Source organism: Mesorhizobium sp. B2-4-1, assembly GCF_006442185.1.
Lineage (GTDB): Bacteria > Pseudomonadota > Alphaproteobacteria > Rhizobiales > Rhizobiaceae > Mesorhizobium.
Window position 1 is genome coordinate 655,074 of record NZ_VFVN01000001.1, and the last position, 19,164, is coordinate 674,237.

Sequence of the window (19,164 nt, forward strand, 5' to 3'; positions counted from 1 at the left end):
GATTGATCATTTTCATCCACGGAGGACACTTTTATGGCGAATCCATCAAACGACACGCCCAGATCAGGTGGCGGCGGCAGCCCTTGGCTGATTGCATTGGTCGTCGTTATTCTGGCGATTGTCGCGTATTATGTTTTCGGAAGAAGTGGTGAGCATCCGGCGACCGAACCGCCCGCCGCGAGCACACCGGCCCCGGCGCCAGCGCCCACGGAGCCGATGAAGCCCGCCGAACCGGCTCCTGCCCCTGCCCCTGCCCCAGCACCCGCGCCGGCCCCTGCACCGGCGACACCGGCTCCTGCGCCGGCCCCAGCTCCCGCACCGGCCCAGTAATCGGGCCACGGCTTTCAACGAAGAACGGCCCGCCTTCCGGTGGGCCGTTCTGTTTGGGGCAGGCAAGGAGGCAATTCCCTCAAGGGAAGCGTTACGCGCTTGCCCGGGAAAACCGTTTCATGATTTTCCTGGATCGTTCTAAATATGGATCGGCTTGAAGAACGTCGCCAATGCCGCTTCCTTCACTGCTTCCGACATGGTCGGATGGGCATGACAGGTGCGGGCGAGATCTTCCGACGAGCCGCCGAATTCCATCAGCACCGCCGCCTCGTGGATCATCTCGCCGGCGCCGAAGCCGACGATGTGAACGCCGAGCACGCGGTCGGTGGCCTTGTCGGCCAGGATCTTGACGAAGCCGTCGGTGTGCAGCATGGCGCGCGCCCGGCCATTGGCGGTGAACGGGAATTTCCCGACCTTGTAGTCGATGCCGGCCTTCTTCAATTCCTCCTCGGTCTTGCCGACCGAAGCGATCTCCGGGCTGGTGTAGACGACGCTCGGAATGACGTCGTAGTTCACATGGCCGGCCTGGCCGGCAATCGTCTCGGCGACCGCCACGCCCTCATCCTCGGCCTTGTGCGCCAGCATCGGCCCGGCGATGACATCGCCGATGGCATAGATGCCTGGTACGTTGGTCCTCAGGTGCGCGTCGGTCTTGACCCGGCCGCGCTCATCGACCTCGACGCCCGCTTCCTTCAGGCCCAGGCTGTCGGCGAAAGCGCGGCGGCCGGTGGCGATCAGCACCATGTCGGCCTCGATCGTCTCGGCCGCGCCGCCTTTCACAGGCTCGAAAGTGACGCTGGCGCCCTTCTTGGCCTTGGCGACGCCGGTGACCTTGGCGCCGAGCCTGAATTCGAAGCCCTGCTTGGAGAGCAGCCGCTGGAATTGCTTGGAGACCTCACCGTCCATACCGCCGAGGATGGTGTCGAGGAATTCGACCACGGTGACCTTGGCGCCGAGCCGCGCCCAGACCGAGCCGAGCTCGAGCCCGATGACGCCGCCGCCGACCACGACGAGATGGCCGGGCACCTTGTCCAGCGACAGCGCGCCGGTCGAGGACACGATGACTTTTTCGTCGAAGTCGACCGTGACGGCAGGAATGCCGGCGACATCCGAGCCGGTGGCGATGACGATGTTCTTCGTCTCGATTTCCTCGACCTTGCCGTCCTCGCTCGTCACCGACACCTTGCCCGCCGCGACCACCGTGCCGATGCCGCGAAAACTATCGATCTTGTTCTTCTTGAACAGGAAGGCGACGCCGTTGACGTTCGCCGTCACCGTGGCGTCCTTGTGCGCCATCATCTTCTTCAAATTGAGCTTCGGTGTCACTTCGACACCCAGTGTGTCGAAGGAGTGGCCGGCTTCGGCGAACATCTCGGAGGCATGCAGCAACGCCTTGGACGGAATGCAGCCGATGTTGAGGCAGGTGCCGCCGAAGGTCGGGTTCTTCTCGACCACCGCGATCTTCAGCCCGAGCTGCGCCGCCTTGATGGCGCAGACATAGCCGCCCGGTCCCGAGCCGATGATTACGACGTCATAAGCCATGTTTGTTTCCCTTTTTCTTGGGGCGCTCAGCGGCCGCCGCTGACATTCAGGATCGCGCCGGTCGTATAGGACGCGGCATCGGACAACAGGTAGAGAACCGCGCCCGCGACTTCATCCGCGGTGCCGGCTCTTTTCATCGGCAGAAGATCGCGGAACCGTTCTATCCGGTCCGGCTGTCCACCCGAGGCATGGATTTCGGTATCGATGATGCCCGGCCGCACCGCATTGACGCGGATGCCTTCCAGCGCCACCTCGCGGGCGAGCCCCATGGTGAAGGTGTCGATCGCGCCCTTGGACGCGGCGTAGTCGACATATTCGCCCGGCGAGCCCAGAACTGCCGCAGCCGACGAGATGTTGACGATGGATCCACCCGACCCACCGTGACGGCTCGACATCCGCTTCACCGCTTCGCGGGCGCAGAGGAACGACCCCACGACATTGATGCGCATCATGCGCTCCAGCCGTGAAACATCCATCTGATCGACCCGCGCCTTGACGTCGACGATGCCGGCATTGTTGACGAAAGCATCGAGCCGGCCATAGCCGCGGTCGACGGCTTCAAACATGGCAACGATATCGGATTCGACGCCGACATCGCCCCTGACCGCAAAGGCCTCGCCGCCTGCGGCCTTGATTTCGCCGACCAGTGCCTCGGCGGCGGTCTGGTTGGAGGTGTAGTTGACCGCTACGCGATAGCCAGCCTTCGACCCGAGCCGGCAGATCGCGGCGCCGATGCCGCGGCTGCCACCGGTGACCAGCAGCACCTTTTGCGTCCCGCTCATTCCTGGCATCCCTTCAAGGCAAACACGTCCGACGGCACTTTCGAAAACCCGGCGCCGCCATAGGCGGTGGATTGATGCAACACCGGACCGAGATCGGCCAGGATCAGCGTCTTCGGTGCTTCGACGCCTTCGGCCGGCAACAGGCCGATGCTGCCCTTTTCATCCGACGTATAGATGACGCCGTTCCACAAGGTGCAGGCGGCAAGCTCGGTGCCGGTAACGTCGCCTCCCGGGCATTTGTACATCAGCGCCCCGTTCGGCCGCGAAACACCTTCGTTCCATTGGACGATGCCGTTCAGCACCACATCGTTGTCGAGGATCAAGCGGAACGTGTTGGTGACGGTCGCCGACGTGCCGGTCGGCGTAAAATTGATCTCACTGCCGCTCTGGGCATCGCCGTAGACGGCGAGTTCGGCCGGGCATGCGGCATTAGCGTGGACAGCGGCGAATGCCATACCGGCCGCCAGCGCTATCGGTCTGGCAGGCCCAGGGAACAGGGCCATTATTGGCTACTCCGACCGCGAGCCGCCATCCGACCGCCTCACAGATCAAGCACCAGCCGTTCCGGATCCTCCAGGCTTTCCTTGACGCGCACCAGGAAGGTCACCGCTTCCTTGCCGTCGACGATGCGGTGATCGTAGCTCAGCGCCAGATACATCATCGGCCGGATCACGATCTGGCCGCCGACCACCACGGGCCGGTCCTGGATCTTGTGCATGCCCAGAATACCCGACTGCGGCGCGTTGAGGATCGGCGTGGACATCAGCGACCCGTAGACGCCGCCATTGGAAATCGTGAACGTGCCGCCCTGCATGTCGGCGACCGACAGCTTGCCGTCGCGCGCGGCGATGCCGAGCCGGCCGATCTCCTTCTCGATCTCGGCGATAGACATCTGGTCGGCATCGCGCACCACCGGAACGACCAGACCCTTCTCGGTGCCGACGGCGACGCCGATATGGGCGTAGTTCTTGAAGATGATATCGGTGGCGTCGATCTCGGCGTTGACCGAGGGGATTTCCTTCAAGGCATGGGTGACGGCCTTGGTGAAGAAGCCCATGAAGCCGAGCTTCACGCCGTGCTTCTTCTCGAACACGTCCTTGTACTTGGTCCTGAGCGCCATCACCGCTGACATGTCCACCTCGTTGAAGGTGGTGAGCATGGCGGCGGTCGACTGCGCTTCCTTGAGCCGGCGCGCGATGGTCTGGCGCAACTTGGTCATGCGCACGCGCTCCTCGCGCGCCGCATCGTCGCCTGAGGACGGCGCACGGGCAGAGACAGGCGCCGCCGAGACCGGAGCCGCCTTCGGCGTTTCGGCCGGCTGCGACGGCGCACCCTTGGAGATGGCGTCGAGCACGTCGCCCTTCAGCACCTGGCCGCGCTTGCCGGAGCCGGAAAGCTGGTCGACCGACAGATTGTTCTCGGCGATCAGTTTCGCCGCTGCCGGCGCCGGCGGCATGCTGCGCGGCTCGACCGGACCGGCGTCGCCGGCGACCTTGGCGGTCTCGGCGGCAGCCTGCTTGGTGGTCTGCGCCGCGTCGGGGCTGGATGCCTGCGCCACGGCTTGCGGCTTGGTGACCGGTGCGGCGGCGGCGCCGGCCGAAATCGAGCCCAGAAGCGCGCCGACCCCGACCGTCTCGCCTTCCTTGGCCGCGATCTCGCCCAAGGTTCCAGCGCCCGGCGAGGGAACCTCGACCGTCACCTTGTCGGTTTCGAGCTCGACCAGCGGCTCGTCGGCGGCAATGGCATCGCCCACCTTCTTGAACCATTTGCCGATGGTCGCCTCGGTGACGGATTCGCCGAGAGTGGGAACGCGGATTTCGGTAGCCATTGTGCCTGTCCGTTTCTATCTGTCTGTTCTATTCGCTCAACTCTGCCTACTCGCCGAGCGCATCTTCGAGCAAGGCGGCGAGCTGGGCGAGATGCTTGGACATAAGCCCGGTCGCCGGCGAGGCGGCTGCCGGCCGGCCGGTGTAGCGCACCCGCTGGTGCTTGGCGTCGATATGCGCCAGCACCCATTCCAGATACGGGTCGATGAACGACCATGCGCCCATGTTCTTGGGCTCCTCCTGGCACCACACCATTTCGGCATTGCGGAAGCGCGACAATTCGGTGATCAGCGCCTTGGCCGGGAACGGGTAGAGTTGTTCGACACGCAGCAGATAGATGTCGTTGATGCCGCGTTTCTCGCGCTCCTCGTAGAGGTCGTAATAGACCTTGCCCGAGCACAGCACGACACGGCGGATCTTGGAATCCTTGGTCAGCTTGATGGCCTGGTTGGGCAAGAGCTGGGCATCGTCCCACAGCAGCCGGTGGAACGAGCTTTCGCCCGACATTTCCGGCAGCGTCGACACCGCCCGCTTGTGGCGCAACAGTGACTTCGGCGTCATCAGGATCAGCGGCTTGCGGAAGTCGCGCTTCAACTGCCGACGCAATATGTGGAAGTAGTTGGCCGGCGTCGTGCAGTTGGCCACTTGCATGTTGTCTTCGGCGCAGAGCTGGAGGAAACGCTCAAGCCGGGCAGACGAATGTTCCGGTCCCTGGCCCTCATAGCCATGCGGCAGCAGGCAGACGAGGCCCGACATTCTCAGCCACTTGCGCTCTCCGCTGGATATGAACTGGTCGAACACCACCTGGGCGCCATTGGCGAAGTCGCCGAACTGCGCTTCCCACAGCGTCAGCGCCTTCGGCTCGGCCAGGCTGTAGCCATATTCGAAGCCGAGCACGGCTTCTTCGGACAGCATCGAGTTGATGACCTCATAGCCGGCCTGCGCCGCCGACAGATTGTTGAGCGGGATGTAGCGGGTCTCGTCGCGCTGGTCGTAGAGCACGGAATGGCGCTGCGAGAAGGTACCGCGCTCCGAATCCTGCCCGGAGAGGCGGATCGGGTTGCCGTCGAGCAGGATGGCGCCAAAAGCCAGCGCCTCGGCCGTCGACCAGTCGATGCCTTCGCCGGATTCGATGGCCTGGCGGCGGTTTTCGAGAAAGCGGATGATCGTCTTGTGCGCCTCGAAATCTTTCGGCACTTCGGTCAGCTTCTTGCCGATCTCCTTCAGTGTCTTGGCCGGCACCGCGGTCTTGCCGCGCCGCTGTTCGTCCTGGTTGTCGGCCGTGCGCAGGCCCGACCAGGCGCCGTCCAGCCAGTCGGCCTTGTTGGGCTTGTAGTGCTGGCCGACTTCCCACTCGGATTCCAGATGCTCCCGCCAGTCGGCCTTGAGCTTGTCGAACTCGGCCTGCGTCATGTGCCCTTCGGCGATCAGCCGGTCTGCATAGATCTGCACCGTCGTCTTGTGGGTGCGGATGTTGCGATACATGATCGGCTGCGTGAAGGCCGGCTCGTCGCCCTCATTGTGGCCGAAGCGGCGGTAGCAGAACATGTCGACCACGACAGGCTTGTGGAACTTCATGCGGAATTCGATCGCCACCTTGGCGGCGTGCACCACGGCCTCCGGATCGTCGCCGTTGACGTGGAAGATCGGCGCCTCGATCATCTTGGCGACGTCGGACGGGTAGGGCGACGAGCGCGAGAAGCGCGGATTGGTGGTGAAGCCGATCTGGTTGTTGATGATGAAATGCAGCGTGCCGGCAACGCGGTGGCCGCGCAGGCCGGACAGGCCGAGGATTTCGGCAATGACGCCCTGGCCGGCAAAGGCAGCGTCGCCATGCAGCAAAAGCGGCAACACCTTGGCCCGCTCTTCCAGCGGCACGATCTCCTCGCGGCCACGGCCGAACAGATAATCCTGCTTGGCGCGCGCCTTGCCCATCACCACAGGGTCGACGATTTCCAGATGCGAGGGATTGGCGGTCAGCGACAGATGCACCTTGTTGCCGTCGAACTCGCGGTCCGACGAGGCGCCAAGATGGTATTTGACATCGCCCGAGCCCTCGACCTCGTCGGGTGCGGCCGAGCCGCCCTTGAATTCGTGGAAGATGGCGCGATGCGGCTTGGCCATCACCTGGGAGAGCACGTTGAGGCGGCCGCGATGCGCCATGCCGAGCACGATCTCCTTCAGCCCGAGCTGGCCGCCGCGCTTGACAATCTGTTCCAGTGCCGGGATCAGCGCTTCGCCGCCGTCGAGGCCGAAGCGCTTGGTGCCCTTGAACTTGACGTCGGCGAACTGCTCGAAGCCCTCGGCCTCGATCAGCTTCTGCAGGATCGCCTTCTTGCCGGTCGCGGTGAAGGAGATCTCCTTGTCGGCGCCCTCGATGCGCGCCTGGATCCACGCTTTCTCTTCCGGATCGGAGATATGCATGAACTCGACGCCCAGCGTCGAGCAATAGGTGCGGGTCAGGATGTCGAGCATCTGGCGGATGGTGCCGAATTCGAGCCCGAGCACATTGTCGAGGAAGATCGGCCGGTCGTAGTCGGCTTCGGTGAAGCCGTAATTCTCCGGCGACAGCTCGTTGTAATCCTCGAGCGTGGCGATGCCGAGCGGGTCGAGATTGGCGTGCAGATGGCCGCGCATGCGATAGGCGCGGATCATCATGATGGCGCGCACGGAATCGCGCGTCGCCTGGTGCACGTCGGCGTCGGAAGGGGCGGCACCGTTGGCGGCAGCCTTCTCCTTGACCTTCTTTTCGATGTGCTTTTCGACCAGGCCCCAATTGCCGTCGAGCGCCGACACCAGCTCGCCATTGGCCTGCAGAGGCCAGGAGGGCTTGGCCCACGAGGCGCCCTTGGCGTTCTTGCGGACATCCCCGGCATCGTCCTTCAGGCCGGCGAAGAACTCCTGCCATTCGGGATTGACCGAGGCTGGATCGTCCTCATACGCCGCATAGAGCGCGTCGATATAATCGGCATTGCCGCCATAGAGGAAAGAGGTGAGCGAAAATTGGTCGTTGGCCTGATCTTGTCGTGCCATTTTGTCTGCGGAGCCTGGCTCCGTCTCCTTTCGAGGGGAATAGTGAGTAGTCAGTAAGGAGTAGGAAAAATGAAGACTTTCCCGTTCAGCTGCTACTCACCCGTTCTTCCCTTTTCACTACTCACTATTGACTACTCACTAGCCCTTAATTGCCTCGACCAGCGTCGTGCCCAGCCGGGCCGGCGATGGCGAAACTTTTATCCCGGCCGATTCCATTGCCGCGATCTTGTCTTCGGCGCCGCCCTTGCCGCCCGAGATGACCGCGCCCGCATGGCCCATGGTGCGGCCGGCCGGCGCCGTGCGTCCGGCGATGAAGCCCGCCATCGGCTTGCGGCGGCCGCGTTTGGCCTCGTCCTTGAGAAACTGCGCGGCGTCTTCCTCGGCCGAGCCGCCGATCTCGCCGATCATGATGATCGACTTGGTCTCGTCGTCGGCGAGGAACATTTCGAGCACGTCGATGAATTCGGTGCCTTTGACGGGATCGCCACCGATGCCGACGGCGGTGGTCTGGCCGAGGCCGACATTGGTGGTCTGGAACACGGCTTCATAGGTAAGCGTTCCCGAGCGCGAAACAACACCGACCGAACCCTTGCGGAAGATGTTCCCGGGCATGATGCCGATCTTGCATTCGTCGGGGGTGAGCACGCCGGGACAGTTCGGGCCGATCAGCCGCGACGTCGAACGGTCGAGCCGCGCCTTGACCTTGATCATGTCCATGACGGGAATGCCTTCGGTGATGCAGACGATGAGCGGGATTTCGGCCTCGATGGCCTCGATGATGGCTTCGGCAGCACCCGCCGGCGGCACATAGACGACGGAAGCGTTGGCGCCGGTCCTGGCCTTGCCCTCGGCGACGGTGGCGAAGATCGGCAGGTTCTCGCCCTTGGCGCCGGTCCAGGTCTCGCCGCCCTTCTTGGGATGGATGCCGCCGACCATCTTGGTCCCGTGATAGGCCAGCGCCTGTTCGGTGTGGAAGGTGCCGGTCTTGCCGGTCAGGCCCTGCACGAGCACCTTTGTGTTCTTGTCGACGAGAATGGACATGGTGAGAACGCCTCTGAATTCAGCGATTACAAGAAAGGATTGACGGCTCGCACCGAGCCATAAACCTGGTTGTGGTTGAGATCTTCGGTGTAGAAAATCGGCGCGCCGAGATATCCGGCTGCGGCAAGAAGCGCGGCGTCGTAGTAGTGAATTCCGTAGCGGCGTGCGAGGTCCAGTCCTGCGCGAACATAGCTTTCGTCGACAGGCACCAGCGGACAAGTGCCGAGGAGGACCAGCCATTGGTCGAGCAGATCATCCCCCAGAAGGGATTTTCCTCGCGCCACCGCTGTGAATTCGGCCAAGGTTTGCCCCGACACGCCAAAGACAGTGCTCGATACCAGGTCTTCTGCGATTGGCGCGCGACGTGGGTCACGATTCTTCTCCGAAGCCGCGTAGATCAGGACGTTCGTGTCGAGAAAGCAGTCGATCTTCCCGGTCGGCATAGGCGTCCCTTCGATCCCACTTGTAGGGGGTGTCGGCGCTGTCGCTCCGTTTCGCAGCCTCGTCCATAAGCCGCTTCATTCCCGCCTTGGCCCAGGCAATCCGATCTTCCTGCTCGACTTCATGCGCAAGCAGTGAACGAATGAGGGCGTTGAGCGTCGTCTTGCGACGTCCGGCAAGGCCTCGCGCTTTCTCAAGCAGTGCCTCGTCCATGGCCAGGGTGACGTTCTTCATCGCTCGTCTCCACATAAACACACAGCCAATATATGTGTGATTATGTGTCTTTCTTCAACCGCTTTGCCCAGGATTTCCATCCGCTCAGCCATCCCCCAAAACGGAAGGCGGGACGCGCCGGTAAAGGCCGCTCATCATGTCTTGCCAGCCGTCGCTGCCGACGGGCTGGAATTGCAGTCGCATGCGATAGCTGTCGCTGCCGTCGAAAGCGTAGGTCACGCGTGCGGCCCCGCGCGGCGACGAGCGCAACAGCGTCAGTGTGTTGCCCTCCCACGTGCCGGAGGCCGGCGAGGCCGGCACAAAGCCCATCGAATCGAACTGATGCATGGTGACAAGGCTGTTTTGCCGGTCGAAGCCGAACACGCTGTGCGCGCCGAACGAAATCGTCCCGTCGCGGCGCTGGCGATAGCGTTGCACTACGAACAGGCCGCCGAACTGTGCCTCTGCCAGTACTTCCGAAGTCGCTGAGCCCCCATCGGCCCATTGTGTGTCCGCGACCTCTTCCTCGCCACGCCACGCGCCGACCAGCGCCTGCAGGCGCTGGTGATCGGGCGAGAGCGAGGAGAAGGAGGCCGCGTTCATGGTTCAGAGCCGCTTCAGGTCGGTGACGGTGAGATCGCTCTTGGCGTTGCCGGTGTTGAGCGTCGTCGCCGGCTCGAACATCAGCACCACCGGTTCCGGTGTCAGCGAACGCGGCCGGTGCTCGACGCCGCGCGGCACGACGATGAAGTCGCCTTCGCCGAGCTCGACCGGACCGTCGCGGAAATCGATGGCGATGCGGCCGCGCAGCACGAGGAAGGCTTCGTCTTCGTTGTCATGGGCGTGCCAGTCGAAAACCGCGCCGAACTTGGCGACCTTCGCCTGGCTGTCATTGACATCGCCGGCGATATGCGGATCGAAGACATCCGCGATCTTCGCATCCGCAGCCTCGACGAGGTTTATCTTGCGTGGAGGCACTTGATCAGCCCTTCACCGCCGCCACGATCTTCTTGGCCGCGTCGTCAAGATCGTCGGCTGACACGACGTTGAGGCCGCTGTCGTTGATGATCTTCTTGCCGAGTTCGGCATTGGTGCCTTCCAGGCGCACGACCAGCGGCACTTTCAGGCCGACTTCCTTGACCGCGGCGATGACGCCCTCGGCGATGATGTCGCATTTCATGATGCCGCCGAAGATGTTGATCAGGATGCCCTTGACCGCCGGATCCCTGGTGATGATCTTGAAGGCCGCCGTCACCTTTTCCTTCGACGCGCCGCCGCCGACATCGAGAAAGTTGGCCGGCTCGGCGCCGTAGAGCTTGATGATGTCCATCGTCGCCATGGCGAGGCCGGCGCCATTGACCATGCAGCCGATATTGCCGTCGAGCGCGACATAAGCGAGGTCGTATTTCGACGCCTCGATCTCCTTCTCGTCCTCTTCGGTGGTGTCGCGCAGCTCGAGCACATCCGGATGGCGAAACAGCGCGTTGTTGTCGAACGACACCTTGGCGTCGAGGACGCGCAGCCGGCCGTTTTTCATGACGATCAGGGGATTGACCTCGAGCAGGCTCATGTCCTTCTCGACGAAGGCCTTGTAGAGGATCGGGAACAGCGTGCCGCCGTCCCTGGCAGCATCGCCGTCGAGCTTCAGCGCGCCATTGAGTTTCTTCACGTCATCCGCGGTAACGCCCTTTTCCGGATCGATGGCGACGGTGATAATCTTTTCCGGCGTGTCGTGGGCGACCGCCTCGATGTCCATGCCGCCTTCGGTCGAGACGACGAAGGCGATGCGGCCGACCGAACGGTCGACCAGAACAGACAGATAGAGCTCGCGCTCGATGTCGGCGCCATCCTCGATATAGAGCCGGTTGACCTGCTTGCCGGCCGGGCCGGTTTGCTTGGTCACCAGCGTGTGGCCGAGCATCTCGTTGGCGTTGGCGACGACGTCGGCGACCGACTTGGCCAGCCGCACGCCGCCCTTGGCGTCAGGCCCGAGCTCCTTGAACTTGCCCTTGCCGCGGCCGCCGGCATGGATCTGGCTCTTCACCACATAGAGCGGGCCGGGCAGCGCCTTGGCGGCGGCTTCCGCCTCATCCGCCTTGAACACCGGCACGCCTTGGGCCACCGGCGCGCCAAAGCCCTTCAGCAGCGCCTTGCCCTGATATTCATGGATGTTCATCTGGATCGTCTCCGGATCAGCTGCTGGGGTTCACTTCGAGGCGAGTTGCGGCGCGATCTTGACGCAGGCCTCGGTCAGGCCTTGCACCGCCGCCACCGAGCTATCGAACATCTTCTGCTCTGGCTTGGAAAGCTCGATCTCGATGACGCGCTCGACGCCACCGGCGCCGATCACCACGGGAACGCCGACATAGGTGTTCTTCACGCCATACTGGCCGGAAAGATGGGCCGCGCAAGGCAGCACACGCTTCTTGTCCTTGAGATAGGCTTCGGCCATCGAGATCGCCGATGCGGCCGGCGCATAATAGGCCGAGCCGGTCTTCAACAGGCCGACGATTTCGGCGCCGCCATCGCGGGTGCGCTGCACGATCTGGTCGAGCTTCTCCTTCGAGGTCCAGCCCATCTTGACGAGATCGGGCAGAGGAATGCCTGCAACCGTCGAATAGCGGATCATCGGCACCATGGAATCGCCATGGCCCCCGAGCACGAAGGCGGTAACGTCCTCGACCGAGACCTTGAACTCCTCGGCCAGGAAATAGCGGAAGCGAGCGCTGTCGAGCACGCCGGCCATGCCCACGACATGGGTGTTGGGCAGGCCGGAAAACTTCTGCAGCGCCCAGACCATCGCATCCAGCGGATTGGTGATGCAGATGACGAAGGCCTTCGGCGCGTACTTCTTCAGGCCGGCGCCGACCTGTTCCATGACCTTGAGGTTGATGCCGAGCAGATCGTCGCGGCTCATGCCCGGCTTGCGCGGCACGCCGGCGGTGACGATGCAGACGTCCGCCCCTTCGATCCCGGCATAGTCGTTGACGCCGGTCAGCCTGGAATCGAACCCGTCGACCGGCGACGATTGCGCAATATCGAGCCCCTTGCCCTGCGGGATGCCTTCGGCAATATCGAACAGAACCACGTCGCCGAGGTCCTTGAGGCCGATCATGTGAGCGAGCGTGCCGCCGATCATGCCAGAGCCGATAAGCGCTATCTTGTTGCGTGCCATGTCAGGATAGTTTCCCTTTGTTCGTGATGTCGCTCAAATCGCTGACGATCTGATGACGGCGTCGAGGAAGAGACCGGAATGCTGCGGGGATCCCGCGAGATTTCGCCGCACCCAATAGCCCCGGCGCCGCGTAAATTCAAACGATTATTTTGGAGCGAGCGTTTTCAATCGGTTAGAGTGACCGGGAATTACGTAAACGTAAAAGTTTGAAAACTCGACTGGGGAAAATCTACACGATGAAGATGGAGATCGTAAGACTTGATGCCGGCAATGACGCCCTTGTGATGCGGGTCGCCGAGGATGTGTTCGACGAACCGGTCAGGCCAGATCGATTGGCAGTCTATCTCAGGGAACCCGGCCACTTCATGGTCGTGGCGCTCGCCGACGGCGTGACCGTCGGTCAATGCGCCGCCATCATTCACCGTCATCCCGACAAGGCGACGGAGCTCTACATCGACGAGGTCGGCGTATCGCCGGCCTTCCAGCGCCAGGGCATCGCGCGAAAGATGCTCGACGCGATGTTTGCGATCGGCAGGGAGAATGGCTGCGAAGAAGCCTGGGTCGGCACCGAGCCGGACAACCGTGCCGCCCGCGCGCTTTACGAGTCGCGCGAGGAGACGCACGAGTCAGCAGAGAGCTTCCTCATGTATGTTTATCAACTGTAGCGAGGCTGACAGGAGTTCGGCCTATCTTCGTCCTAGGGTGCGCGCTTCGCTTTGCGTCGCTCCGCCCTGGGACGAAGGCGGCGTAGCCGGCGCCTGCCGCGCCTCCGGCGTCGTCTTCGCCTTCCGCCGCTCCGCCCAATCCTCCAGCCAGTCGCGGCTCTGCATCTCAATCAGCCGCGAAGCCGTGCGTTCGAACTCGAACACCTCGACGCCGCGCTTGGCCACATAGAGTTGCTGCGGCGGCGCTTCCGCGCTTACCACCAGCCTGATGTGATGGTCGTAGAGCGTGTCGACCAGCAGGATGAAGCGCTTGGCCTCGTTGCGCCGGCCTTCACCCAGCACCGGAATGTGGTCGATAAAGATGGTCGAGAAGCGGTCGGCAAGGGCCAGATAGTCGCGCGCGCCGAGCGGCTTCTCGCACAGATCGGCGAAGGAAAAACGCGCCGCGTCGCCGGCGGCGCGCGGAACGGCCAGCTGCCGGCCCTTGACGGCAAGCAACGTCTCGGCCGTCGGCGCGCCGCGCGTCATCGTTTGCCAAGCCGCGTCCATCGCCTCATCGGCCGCCGCATCGGCGGGCGTGACATAGACCGGCGTACGGGCAAGCTTTTCCAGCCGATAGTCCTTGTCGGCATCGAGCGAGAGCACCTGCGCGTGCCGTTCCAATATGCCGATGAAGGGCAGGAAAAGCTGACGGTTCAGCCCGTCGCGATAGAGATTTTCCGGTGCCACGTTCGACGTCGCCACCAGCACCACGCCGCTGGCGAACAGCGCCGAAAACAGCCGGGACAGGATCATCGCATCGGCGATGTCGGTGACCGAGAACTCGTCGAAACACAGTACCCAGGCCTGTTCGGCAAGCGCCCGCGCCACCGGCGGAATCGGATCGTCTTCCCTCACCGTGCCGTCCTTGCGCTCCTGCCGGTGCTTCTGGATGCGGTCCTGCACCTCGGCCATGAAGTCGTTGAAATGCACGCGGCGCTTGCGCCGCACCGGCAGCAGCTCGAAGAACAAGTCCATCAACATGGTCTTGCCGCGGCCGACGCCGCCATGGATGTAGAGGCCCTTGACCGCCTCGTGCGTCTCGCGCCTTCGGGCGAAGAGCCAGCCAAGCGCGCTCGATTTGTGCGCCAGCCGCTTCACCGAAATCTCTGATATCAGCCGGTCGAGAGCGGTGACGATCCGCTCCTGCGCCGGATCGCGCTCGATGGCACCGGTGTCGACCAGATGGTCGTAACGCTGCCTGACGGTCACATGGGTCTGGAGGCCGTCACGCAGATGCATAGGTCACGTCGTTGTCGAGGGATTGGCTTACCTTGTAAGCGAGATCGGCAGGCCATTGGAAGTCTGGCCGTCGAATTTCGAGCCGCCCGAGGAATAGAGCCGTGCCAGCGTGCCGCCATTCTCATCGTAAAGCGTCAACTGCTTGCCGGCGACGTTCCATGACTTGATGCCGTCGATCGGCGCCGGGCAATGCAGCGGTCCGGCGCGGAAACCGGCGCCGAATTTGGTCTGCGGCGTCGCCACCTTGCAGCTCTGGCCGGAAACGCTGGCGTTCCATACGCCGGCGACACTGGCCGCGGTCAGGTCCGGCGCACCCGCCGGCGCCGAACCGTCCGGCGGCAAGGAGGCGACCTGGCTGTTCTGCGGGGCGGTCGGGAATTGCGAAGGATCCGTGGTGCCGGGGGAGGCCGGGGGCGGCAACTGGTTGGCCGTCACCTGACCGGACGGCGCCGGCTGCAGCGGCGCCGGCTGCTGGTCGTCCATCGAGGAAAACCGTGAGGTTGAGCAGCCGCTCGCAACGAGCGCCGCCAGCGATACGGCCACCAGGGCTGTTTTCGAAAAAGTCATTTCAACCTCCGTCGGATCCGGCGGGGCTGCCGTCCGCACAATGTCGCCCTCCACCAAGATGGAGAAGGTGGCGAAATTTCAACCCGATATGGTTAAAATAGGGTTTGCGCCAAGAATTGTTGCAAATTTGTCGCTATCATCCGGCCAGCGGAGCGCTCGGCACGAATATATAGCCGTCCGGTCCGACGACATAGCTCTCGCGCAGGCCGTGCGGCTTGTCGATCGCTCCGGCCAGCACGATGTGGCCGTGATCGCGCGCGGCGGCCTCGACCGCATCCGGATTGGCGCCGTAAAGGCGCAGTTCGATGCCGGCGCCGCGTGTCTCGGCGCCGGCGATCGTCCCTGTCATGGCATTGTCGAGATAGGAATGGTCGGCGTGCAGCATGAACACCGAGCCCAGCAGCTCGATCGCCGCGAAATCCTCGTCGGCATAGATGATATCGGCGCCGAGCACGTCGCGGCAGAAGGCTTCCATGGCCGCCATGTCGCTCACCAGCAGGTTGACGCCGATGCCGCGCGCCAGCGAGCGGCCGAAATCCCCGGCCTTCATCCATGGTGTCCTGGTCCGCTTCATCGCCATGGCATCGTCCTCCCCAATCCGATCCTACTCAAGCCGGCCGCCCGGGCCGTTGGCATTCGGCCGGCAAACGCTTGCGCCAGCCGGCACAAGGGCTATGTCTATCAAGACGAAATTCGCTGGAGCCGCAAATTGGCTGCGAGACCGAAAGCCGCCAATCGCTACTATAACGGCCCGCCCAGCGATCATTTCGACGGAATCTTGTTCTTCAATCCCGGCGGCCAGCCGCCGGCGCGTTTCGCCGATCTGCTGAAATGGCAGTTCAATGGCCAACGCTCGAAATGGCCGGCCACCAATCCGAGCCCCTTTCCGCAGGCAAAGCCGCCTGCACGTGTCGAGGGCGCCGGCCTGACCGTGACCATGGTCGGTCATTCCACGCTGCTGGTCCAGACCGCGGGCCTGAACATCCTCACCGATCCGGTATGGTCGCTGCGGGCCTCGCCGTTCTCCTTCGTCGGGCCGAAACGCGTCAACGCGCCGGGCATCGCCCTGGCCGACCTGCCGCCGATCGATCTCGTGCTGATCAGTCACAATCACTACGACCATCTCGACATCGCGACGCTGAAGCAGCTCAAGGCCAGGCACGACCCGCTGGTGGTGACCCCGTTCGGCAATGACGTCCTGATTGGCGGGGCGGTTCCCGGCATGCGGCTCTCGGCGCATGACTGGGGCGACAGGGTCGACATCGGGGATGGCGTGGCCGTCCATGTCGAGCCGGCGCATCACTGGTCGGCGCGCGGCACACGCGACCGGCGCATGGCGCTGTGGGCCGGCTTCGTCATCGAGACGCGGGCCGGCCGGATCTATTTCGCGGGCGATACCGGCTTCCATGATGGCATCAACTACCGGCTCATAGCTCACAAGCACGGCGGCTTCCGCTTCGCCATCCTGCCGATCGGCGCCTATGAGCCGCGCTGGTTCATGGCCTCGCAGCATCAGAACCCGGAGGAGGCGGTGCAAGGCATGAAATTGTGCAACGCCGCCTATGCGGCCGGTTGCCATTGGGGCACGTTCCAGCTCACCGACGAGCCGATCGACGAGCCCGCACGCAAGCTCGACGAGGCGCTGGAGGCCGAGGGCCTGCCGCGCGAACGTTTTCGCGCCTTGCGGCCGGGCGAGGTCTGGGACGTGCCGCAGGAAGCGGCGCTCTGACCGGGGCCTGCCGCGGCAGGCGGAACCCGAGCGCCACCGGCGCGTTTGTTGAAGGGGCTTCGATTTCTATCGCTTTGCGAGGCATTTCCATGCTCAGATGGATCATCATTCTCCTGATTATCGCCGCCGCTGCGAGCCTGCTCGGCATGCCTGCATTAGCGGGTGCGGCGGCCACCGGCGCGCGCATCCTGATCGGTATCGTGCTGATCATATTCCTGCTGATCGTGCTCGGCGTCTTCGCCGTCACCTGAAGGCGCGATGCACTGGTAATTCCCGCCCTTTTCCGCCATATAGCGGCAAACAGTACGGAATGACCGGAAGAAATGGCAGGCACCGCCCCCTTCGCCAAGATGAACGGCATCGGCAACGAGATCATCGTTGCCGACATGCGCGGCCGTGCCGACCGGGTGACGCCGACAGCTGCGATCGCGCTCAACGCCGATGCCTCGACGCGGTTCGACCAGATCATGGCGATCCATGAGGCGCGGACGCCGGGTACGGCCTATTTCATCGACATATTGAATTCGGACGGCTCGGGCGCGCAGGCCTGCGGCAACGGCATGCGCTGCGTCGTCCAGGCGCTGGCGGCCGAGACCGGACAAAAGACATTCACCTTCGAGACCGTCGCCGGGATCCTCAACGCGCAGGAACATGCCGACGGCTCGATCTCGGTCGACATGGGCACGCCGCGCTTCGGCTGGCGGGAGATTCCGCTCGCCGAGGAATTCCGCGACACCCGCATGATCGAATTGCAGGTCGGGCCGATCGACGCCCCGGTGCTGCATTCGCCCTCGGTCGTCTCCATGGGCAATCCGCATGCCATCTTCTGGGTCGACCGCGACGTCTGGTCCTACGAACTCGACCGCTTCGGCCCACTGCTCGAAAACCATCCCATCTTCCCCGAGCGCGCCAACATCACCATCGCGCAGGTGACCTCGCCCGACAGCATGATCATCCGCACCTGGGAACGCGGCGCCGGCCTGACCAAGGCTTGCGGCACGGCATCCTGCGCCGCCGTCGTGGCTGCGGCCCGCACCCGGCGCACCGGGCGCAGCGTCAATCTACTGACCCCCGGCGGCGGCTCGCTGCACGTCGAATGGCTTGAAAACGACCATGTCATCCTGACCGGTGCGGCCGAATGGGAGTTTTCCGGCAGCTTCGATCCCTCGAGCGGCGCCTGGGCGCGCGACACCGAAAGCGCGGCCTGATGCCCGCTCCTTTCAAGGATGGCGATGTGGGGAAGGGCCCCAATCGCATCGAACTGGTGACCTTCGGCTGCCGCCTGAACACCTATGAATCCGAGGTGATGCGGCGCGAGGCCGAAACTGCGGGCCTCGGTGGGCTGGCTGGCGGCGCCGTCATCTTCAACACCTGCGCCGTCACAGGTGAGGCGGTGCGCCAGGCCAAACAGGCGATTCGCAAGGCGCGCCGCGACAACCCCGAGGCTCGCATCATCGTCACCGGCTGCGCGGCGCAGACCGAGCCGCAGAATTTCGCTGCCATGGACGAGGTCGATCTCGTTCTCGGCAATGAGGAGAAGCTGAAGGCCAATTCCTATCGCGCGCTGCCGGATTTCGGCGTCAACGACAGCGAGAAGGCGCGCGTCAACGACATCTTCTCCGTACGCGAGACCGCCGGCCATATGGTCGATGCCATCGAGGGCAGGGCACGCGCCTTCGTGCAGGTGCAGAATGGCTGCGACCACCGCTGCACCTTCTGCATCATCCCCTATGGCCGCGGCAATTCACGCTCGGTGCCGATGGGCGCCGTGGTCGAACAGGTCAAGCGGCTCACCGGCAACGGCTATGCCGAGATCGTGCTGACCGGCGTCGACATGACCAGTTTCGGCGCCGACCTGCCGGGTGCGCCGAAACTCGGCAGGCTGGTGAAGACGATCCTGCGCCAGGTGCCGGACGTGAAGCGCCTGCGCCTCTCCTCCATCGATTCCATCGAGGCCGACGACGATTTGCTCGACGTCATCGCCACCGAGCCGCGGCTGATGCCGCATCTGCATCTGTCGCTGCAATCGGGCGACGACATGATTTTGAAGCGCATGAAGCGTCGGCATCTGCGCGATCAGTCGATCCGCTTCTGCGAAGACGTGCGCAAGCTGCGCCCCGACGTCGTCTTCGGCGCCGACATCATCGCCGGCTTCCCGACCGAGACGGAGGCGATGTTCGAAAATTCGGCAAAGATCGTCGAGGAATGCGGGCTGACCCACCTGCACGTCTTTCCGTTTTCGCCGCGCGAAGGCACACCCGCCGCGCGCATGCCGCAGGTCCGCCGCGAAGTGGTCAAGCAGCGGGCAGCCCGCCTGCGCGCCGCCGGCGAGACCGCATATCGCCGCCATCTGTCGTCGCTCTCCGGAACGCGCCAGTCGATCCTGATCGAGCGCGACGGGCTCGGCCGCACCGAAGGGTTTACGCTCGCCGCGCTCGCCACCGGCGCGCCGGGCGAGATCGTCGAAGCAACAGTCACCGGTCATGACGGCGCCCGGCTGATCGCGGCCCCGCTTGCCGCCCGCGCCGCCTGAGAAACG

The 19,164-nt window shown here is 63.8% G+C and carries 20 protein-coding genes; 5 read left to right on the forward strand and 15 right to left on the reverse strand.

Going from position 1 to position 19,164, the window contains the following annotated elements:
• Positions 1-468: 468 nt before the first annotated feature.
• From lpdA to mdh, 12 genes are all read right to left on the reverse strand, one after another.
• Positions 469-1,872: a dihydrolipoyl dehydrogenase gene (gene lpdA / locus FJ949_RS03380; protein ID WP_140492772.1), complete on the reverse strand. Its 1,404-nt coding sequence runs from the start codon at positions 1,870-1,872 to the stop codon at positions 469-471.
• A gap of 26 nt (positions 1,873-1,898) precedes the next feature.
• Positions 1,899-2,654: an SDR family oxidoreductase gene (locus FJ949_RS03385; protein WP_140492777.1), complete on the reverse strand. Its 756-nt coding sequence runs from the start codon at positions 2,652-2,654 to the stop codon at positions 1,899-1,901.
• Entirely contained in the window at positions 2,651-3,109 is a 459-nt protein-coding gene (locus FJ949_RS03390) for a hypothetical protein (RefSeq protein ID WP_181172074.1), read from the reverse strand. The genes FJ949_RS03385 and FJ949_RS03390 overlap by 4 nt, the downstream gene beginning before the upstream one ends.
• Before the next feature lie 86 nt (positions 3,110-3,195).
• Positions 3,196-4,482 carry a 2-oxoglutarate dehydrogenase complex dihydrolipoyllysine-residue succinyltransferase gene (odhB, locus tag FJ949_RS03395; protein ID WP_140492783.1) on the reverse strand — a complete coding sequence of 429 codons (1,287 nt, stop codon included), beginning with the start codon at positions 4,480-4,482 and terminating at the stop codon, positions 3,196-3,198.
• A 46-nt stretch (positions 4,483-4,528) separates the two neighbouring features.
• Positions 4,529-7,513, reverse strand: a complete 2,985-nt coding sequence (locus tag FJ949_RS03400) for a 2-oxoglutarate dehydrogenase E1 component (RefSeq protein WP_140492786.1) — start codon at positions 7,511-7,513, stop codon at positions 4,529-4,531.
• Between the two features lie 138 nt (positions 7,514-7,651).
• On the reverse strand, positions 7,652-8,554 hold the full coding sequence (gene sucD / locus FJ949_RS03405; RefSeq protein ID WP_140492789.1) for a succinate--CoA ligase subunit alpha: 903 nt from the start codon (positions 8,552-8,554) through the stop codon (positions 7,652-7,654).
• Between the two features lie 26 nt (positions 8,555-8,580).
• Positions 8,581-8,997 carry a PIN domain-containing protein gene (locus FJ949_RS03410; protein ID WP_033838548.1) on the reverse strand — a complete coding sequence of 139 codons (417 nt, stop codon included), beginning with the start codon at positions 8,995-8,997 and terminating at the stop codon, positions 8,581-8,583.
• A complete protein-coding gene (locus tag FJ949_RS03415) occupies positions 8,924-9,229 on the reverse strand; it encodes a hypothetical protein (RefSeq protein ID WP_140492797.1) in 306 nt (101 codons plus the stop codon). The genes FJ949_RS03410 and FJ949_RS03415 overlap by 74 nt, the downstream gene beginning before the upstream one ends.
• Positions 9,230-9,313: 84 nt before the next feature.
• A complete protein-coding gene (locus FJ949_RS03420; RefSeq protein ID WP_140492799.1) occupies positions 9,314-9,811 on the reverse strand; it encodes a DUF1579 family protein in 498 nt (165 codons plus the stop codon).
• A 3-nt stretch (positions 9,812-9,814) separates the two neighbouring features.
• Positions 9,815-10,186 carry a cupin domain-containing protein gene (locus tag FJ949_RS03425; RefSeq protein WP_140492802.1) on the reverse strand — a complete coding sequence of 124 codons (372 nt, stop codon included), beginning with the start codon at positions 10,184-10,186 and terminating at the stop codon, positions 9,815-9,817.
• Between the two features lie 4 nt (positions 10,187-10,190).
• A complete protein-coding gene (gene sucC, locus FJ949_RS03430) occupies positions 10,191-11,384 on the reverse strand; it encodes an ADP-forming succinate--CoA ligase subunit beta (RefSeq protein WP_140492804.1) in 1,194 nt (397 codons plus the stop codon).
• 30 nt (positions 11,385-11,414) lie between these two features.
• Complete coding sequence (gene mdh, locus FJ949_RS03435; protein WP_140492808.1) at positions 11,415-12,383, reverse strand: malate dehydrogenase; 969 nt, start codon at positions 12,381-12,383, stop codon at positions 11,415-11,417.
• A gap of 236 nt (positions 12,384-12,619) precedes the next feature.
• Here mdh and FJ949_RS03440 point away from each other — a divergent pair, with 236 nt between their 5' ends.
• A complete protein-coding gene (locus tag FJ949_RS03440) occupies positions 12,620-13,048 on the forward strand; it encodes a GNAT family N-acetyltransferase (RefSeq protein ID WP_140492811.1) in 429 nt (142 codons plus the stop codon).
• A gap of 21 nt (positions 13,049-13,069) precedes the next feature.
• Here the strand turns inward: FJ949_RS03440 and zapE are convergent, their stop codons facing one another.
• The 3 genes from zapE to FJ949_RS03455 form a co-directional block, all read right to left on the reverse strand.
• Entirely contained in the window at positions 13,070-14,329 is a 1,260-nt protein-coding gene (gene zapE / locus FJ949_RS03445) for a cell division protein ZapE (RefSeq protein WP_140492814.1), read from the reverse strand.
• A gap of 27 nt (positions 14,330-14,356) precedes the next feature.
• Positions 14,357-14,896 carry a protease inhibitor Inh/omp19 family protein gene (locus tag FJ949_RS03450; protein WP_140492818.1) on the reverse strand — a complete coding sequence of 180 codons (540 nt, stop codon included), beginning with the start codon at positions 14,894-14,896 and terminating at the stop codon, positions 14,357-14,359.
• Between the two features lie 136 nt (positions 14,897-15,032).
• Positions 15,033-15,476 (reverse strand): hypothetical protein, encoded by a 444-nt coding sequence (locus FJ949_RS03455; protein ID WP_140492821.1) that lies wholly within the window; start codon positions 15,474-15,476, stop codon positions 15,033-15,035.
• Between the two features lie 129 nt (positions 15,477-15,605).
• On the opposite strand from FJ949_RS03455, the gene FJ949_RS03460 reads away from it, so the two are divergent.
• The 4 genes from FJ949_RS03460 to mtaB all read left to right on the forward strand — a co-directional run bounded on the left by FJ949_RS03460 (position 15,606) and on the right by mtaB (position 19,158).
• Positions 15,606-16,625: an MBL fold metallo-hydrolase gene (locus FJ949_RS03460; protein ID WP_140492824.1), complete on the forward strand. Its 1,020-nt coding sequence runs from the start codon at positions 15,606-15,608 to the stop codon at positions 16,623-16,625.
• Between the two features lie 89 nt (positions 16,626-16,714).
• Positions 16,715-16,876: a DUF1328 family protein gene (locus tag FJ949_RS03465; protein ID WP_140492827.1), complete on the forward strand. Its 162-nt coding sequence runs from the start codon at positions 16,715-16,717 to the stop codon at positions 16,874-16,876.
• 72 nt (positions 16,877-16,948) lie between these two features.
• Positions 16,949-17,833 carry a diaminopimelate epimerase gene (gene dapF, locus FJ949_RS03470; protein WP_140492830.1) on the forward strand — a complete coding sequence of 295 codons (885 nt, stop codon included), beginning with the start codon at positions 16,949-16,951 and terminating at the stop codon, positions 17,831-17,833.
• Complete coding sequence (gene mtaB / locus FJ949_RS03475) at positions 17,833-19,158, forward strand: tRNA (N(6)-L-threonylcarbamoyladenosine(37)-C(2))-methylthiotransferase MtaB (protein WP_140492833.1); 1,326 nt, start codon at positions 17,833-17,835, stop codon at positions 19,156-19,158. Before dapF ends, mtaB begins: the two co-directional genes overlap by 1 nt.
• Positions 19,159-19,164 lie beyond the last annotated feature (6 nt).

Excerpts from the sequence above, each read along its gene's own strand:
- lpdA (WP_140492772.1), bottom strand. The coding sequence starts at position 1,872 with ATGGCTTATGACGTCGTAATCATCGGCTCGGGACCGGGCGGCTATGTC.
- FJ949_RS03385 (WP_140492777.1), bottom strand. The coding sequence starts at position 2,654 with ATGAGCGGGACGCAAAAGGTGCTGCTGGTCACCGGTGGCAGCCGCGGC.
- FJ949_RS03390 (WP_181172074.1), bottom strand. The coding sequence starts at position 3,109 with ATGGCATTCGCCGCTGTCCACGCTAATGCCGCATGCCCGGCCGAACTC.
- odhB (WP_140492783.1), bottom strand. The coding sequence starts at position 4,482 with ATGGCTACCGAAATCCGCGTTCCCACTCTCGGCGAATCCGTCACCGAG.
- FJ949_RS03400 (WP_140492786.1), bottom strand. The coding sequence starts at position 7,513 with ATGGCACGACAAGATCAGGCCAACGACCAATTTTCGCTCACCTCTTTC.
- sucD (WP_140492789.1), bottom strand. The coding sequence starts at position 8,554 with ATGTCCATTCTCGTCGACAAGAACACAAAGGTGCTCGTGCAGGGCCTG.
- FJ949_RS03410 (WP_033838548.1), bottom strand. The coding sequence starts at position 8,997 with ATGCCGACCGGGAAGATCGACTGCTTTCTCGACACGAACGTCCTGATC.
- FJ949_RS03415 (WP_140492797.1), bottom strand. The coding sequence starts at position 9,229 with ATGAAGAACGTCACCCTGGCCATGGACGAGGCACTGCTTGAGAAAGCG.
- FJ949_RS03420 (WP_140492799.1), bottom strand. The coding sequence starts at position 9,811 with ATGAACGCGGCCTCCTTCTCCTCGCTCTCGCCCGATCACCAGCGCCTG.
- sucC (WP_140492804.1), bottom strand. The coding sequence starts at position 11,384 with ATGAACATCCATGAATATCAGGGCAAGGCGCTGCTGAAGGGCTTTGGC.
- mdh (WP_140492808.1), bottom strand. The coding sequence starts at position 12,383 with ATGGCACGCAACAAGATAGCGCTTATCGGCTCTGGCATGATCGGCGGC.
- FJ949_RS03440 (WP_140492811.1), top strand. The coding sequence starts at position 12,620 with ATGAAGATGGAGATCGTAAGACTTGATGCCGGCAATGACGCCCTTGTG.
- zapE (WP_140492814.1), bottom strand. The coding sequence starts at position 14,329 with ATGCATCTGCGTGACGGCCTCCAGACCCATGTGACCGTCAGGCAGCGT.
- FJ949_RS03450 (WP_140492818.1), bottom strand. The coding sequence starts at position 14,896 with ATGACTTTTTCGAAAACAGCCCTGGTGGCCGTATCGCTGGCGGCGCTC.
- FJ949_RS03455 (WP_140492821.1), bottom strand. The coding sequence starts at position 15,476 with ATGGCGATGAAGCGGACCAGGACACCATGGATGAAGGCCGGGGATTTC.
- FJ949_RS03465 (WP_140492827.1), top strand. The coding sequence starts at position 16,715 with ATGCTCAGATGGATCATCATTCTCCTGATTATCGCCGCCGCTGCGAGC.
- dapF (WP_140492830.1), top strand. The coding sequence starts at position 16,949 with ATGGCAGGCACCGCCCCCTTCGCCAAGATGAACGGCATCGGCAACGAG.
- mtaB (WP_140492833.1), top strand. The coding sequence starts at position 17,833 with ATGCCCGCTCCTTTCAAGGATGGCGATGTGGGGAAGGGCCCCAATCGC.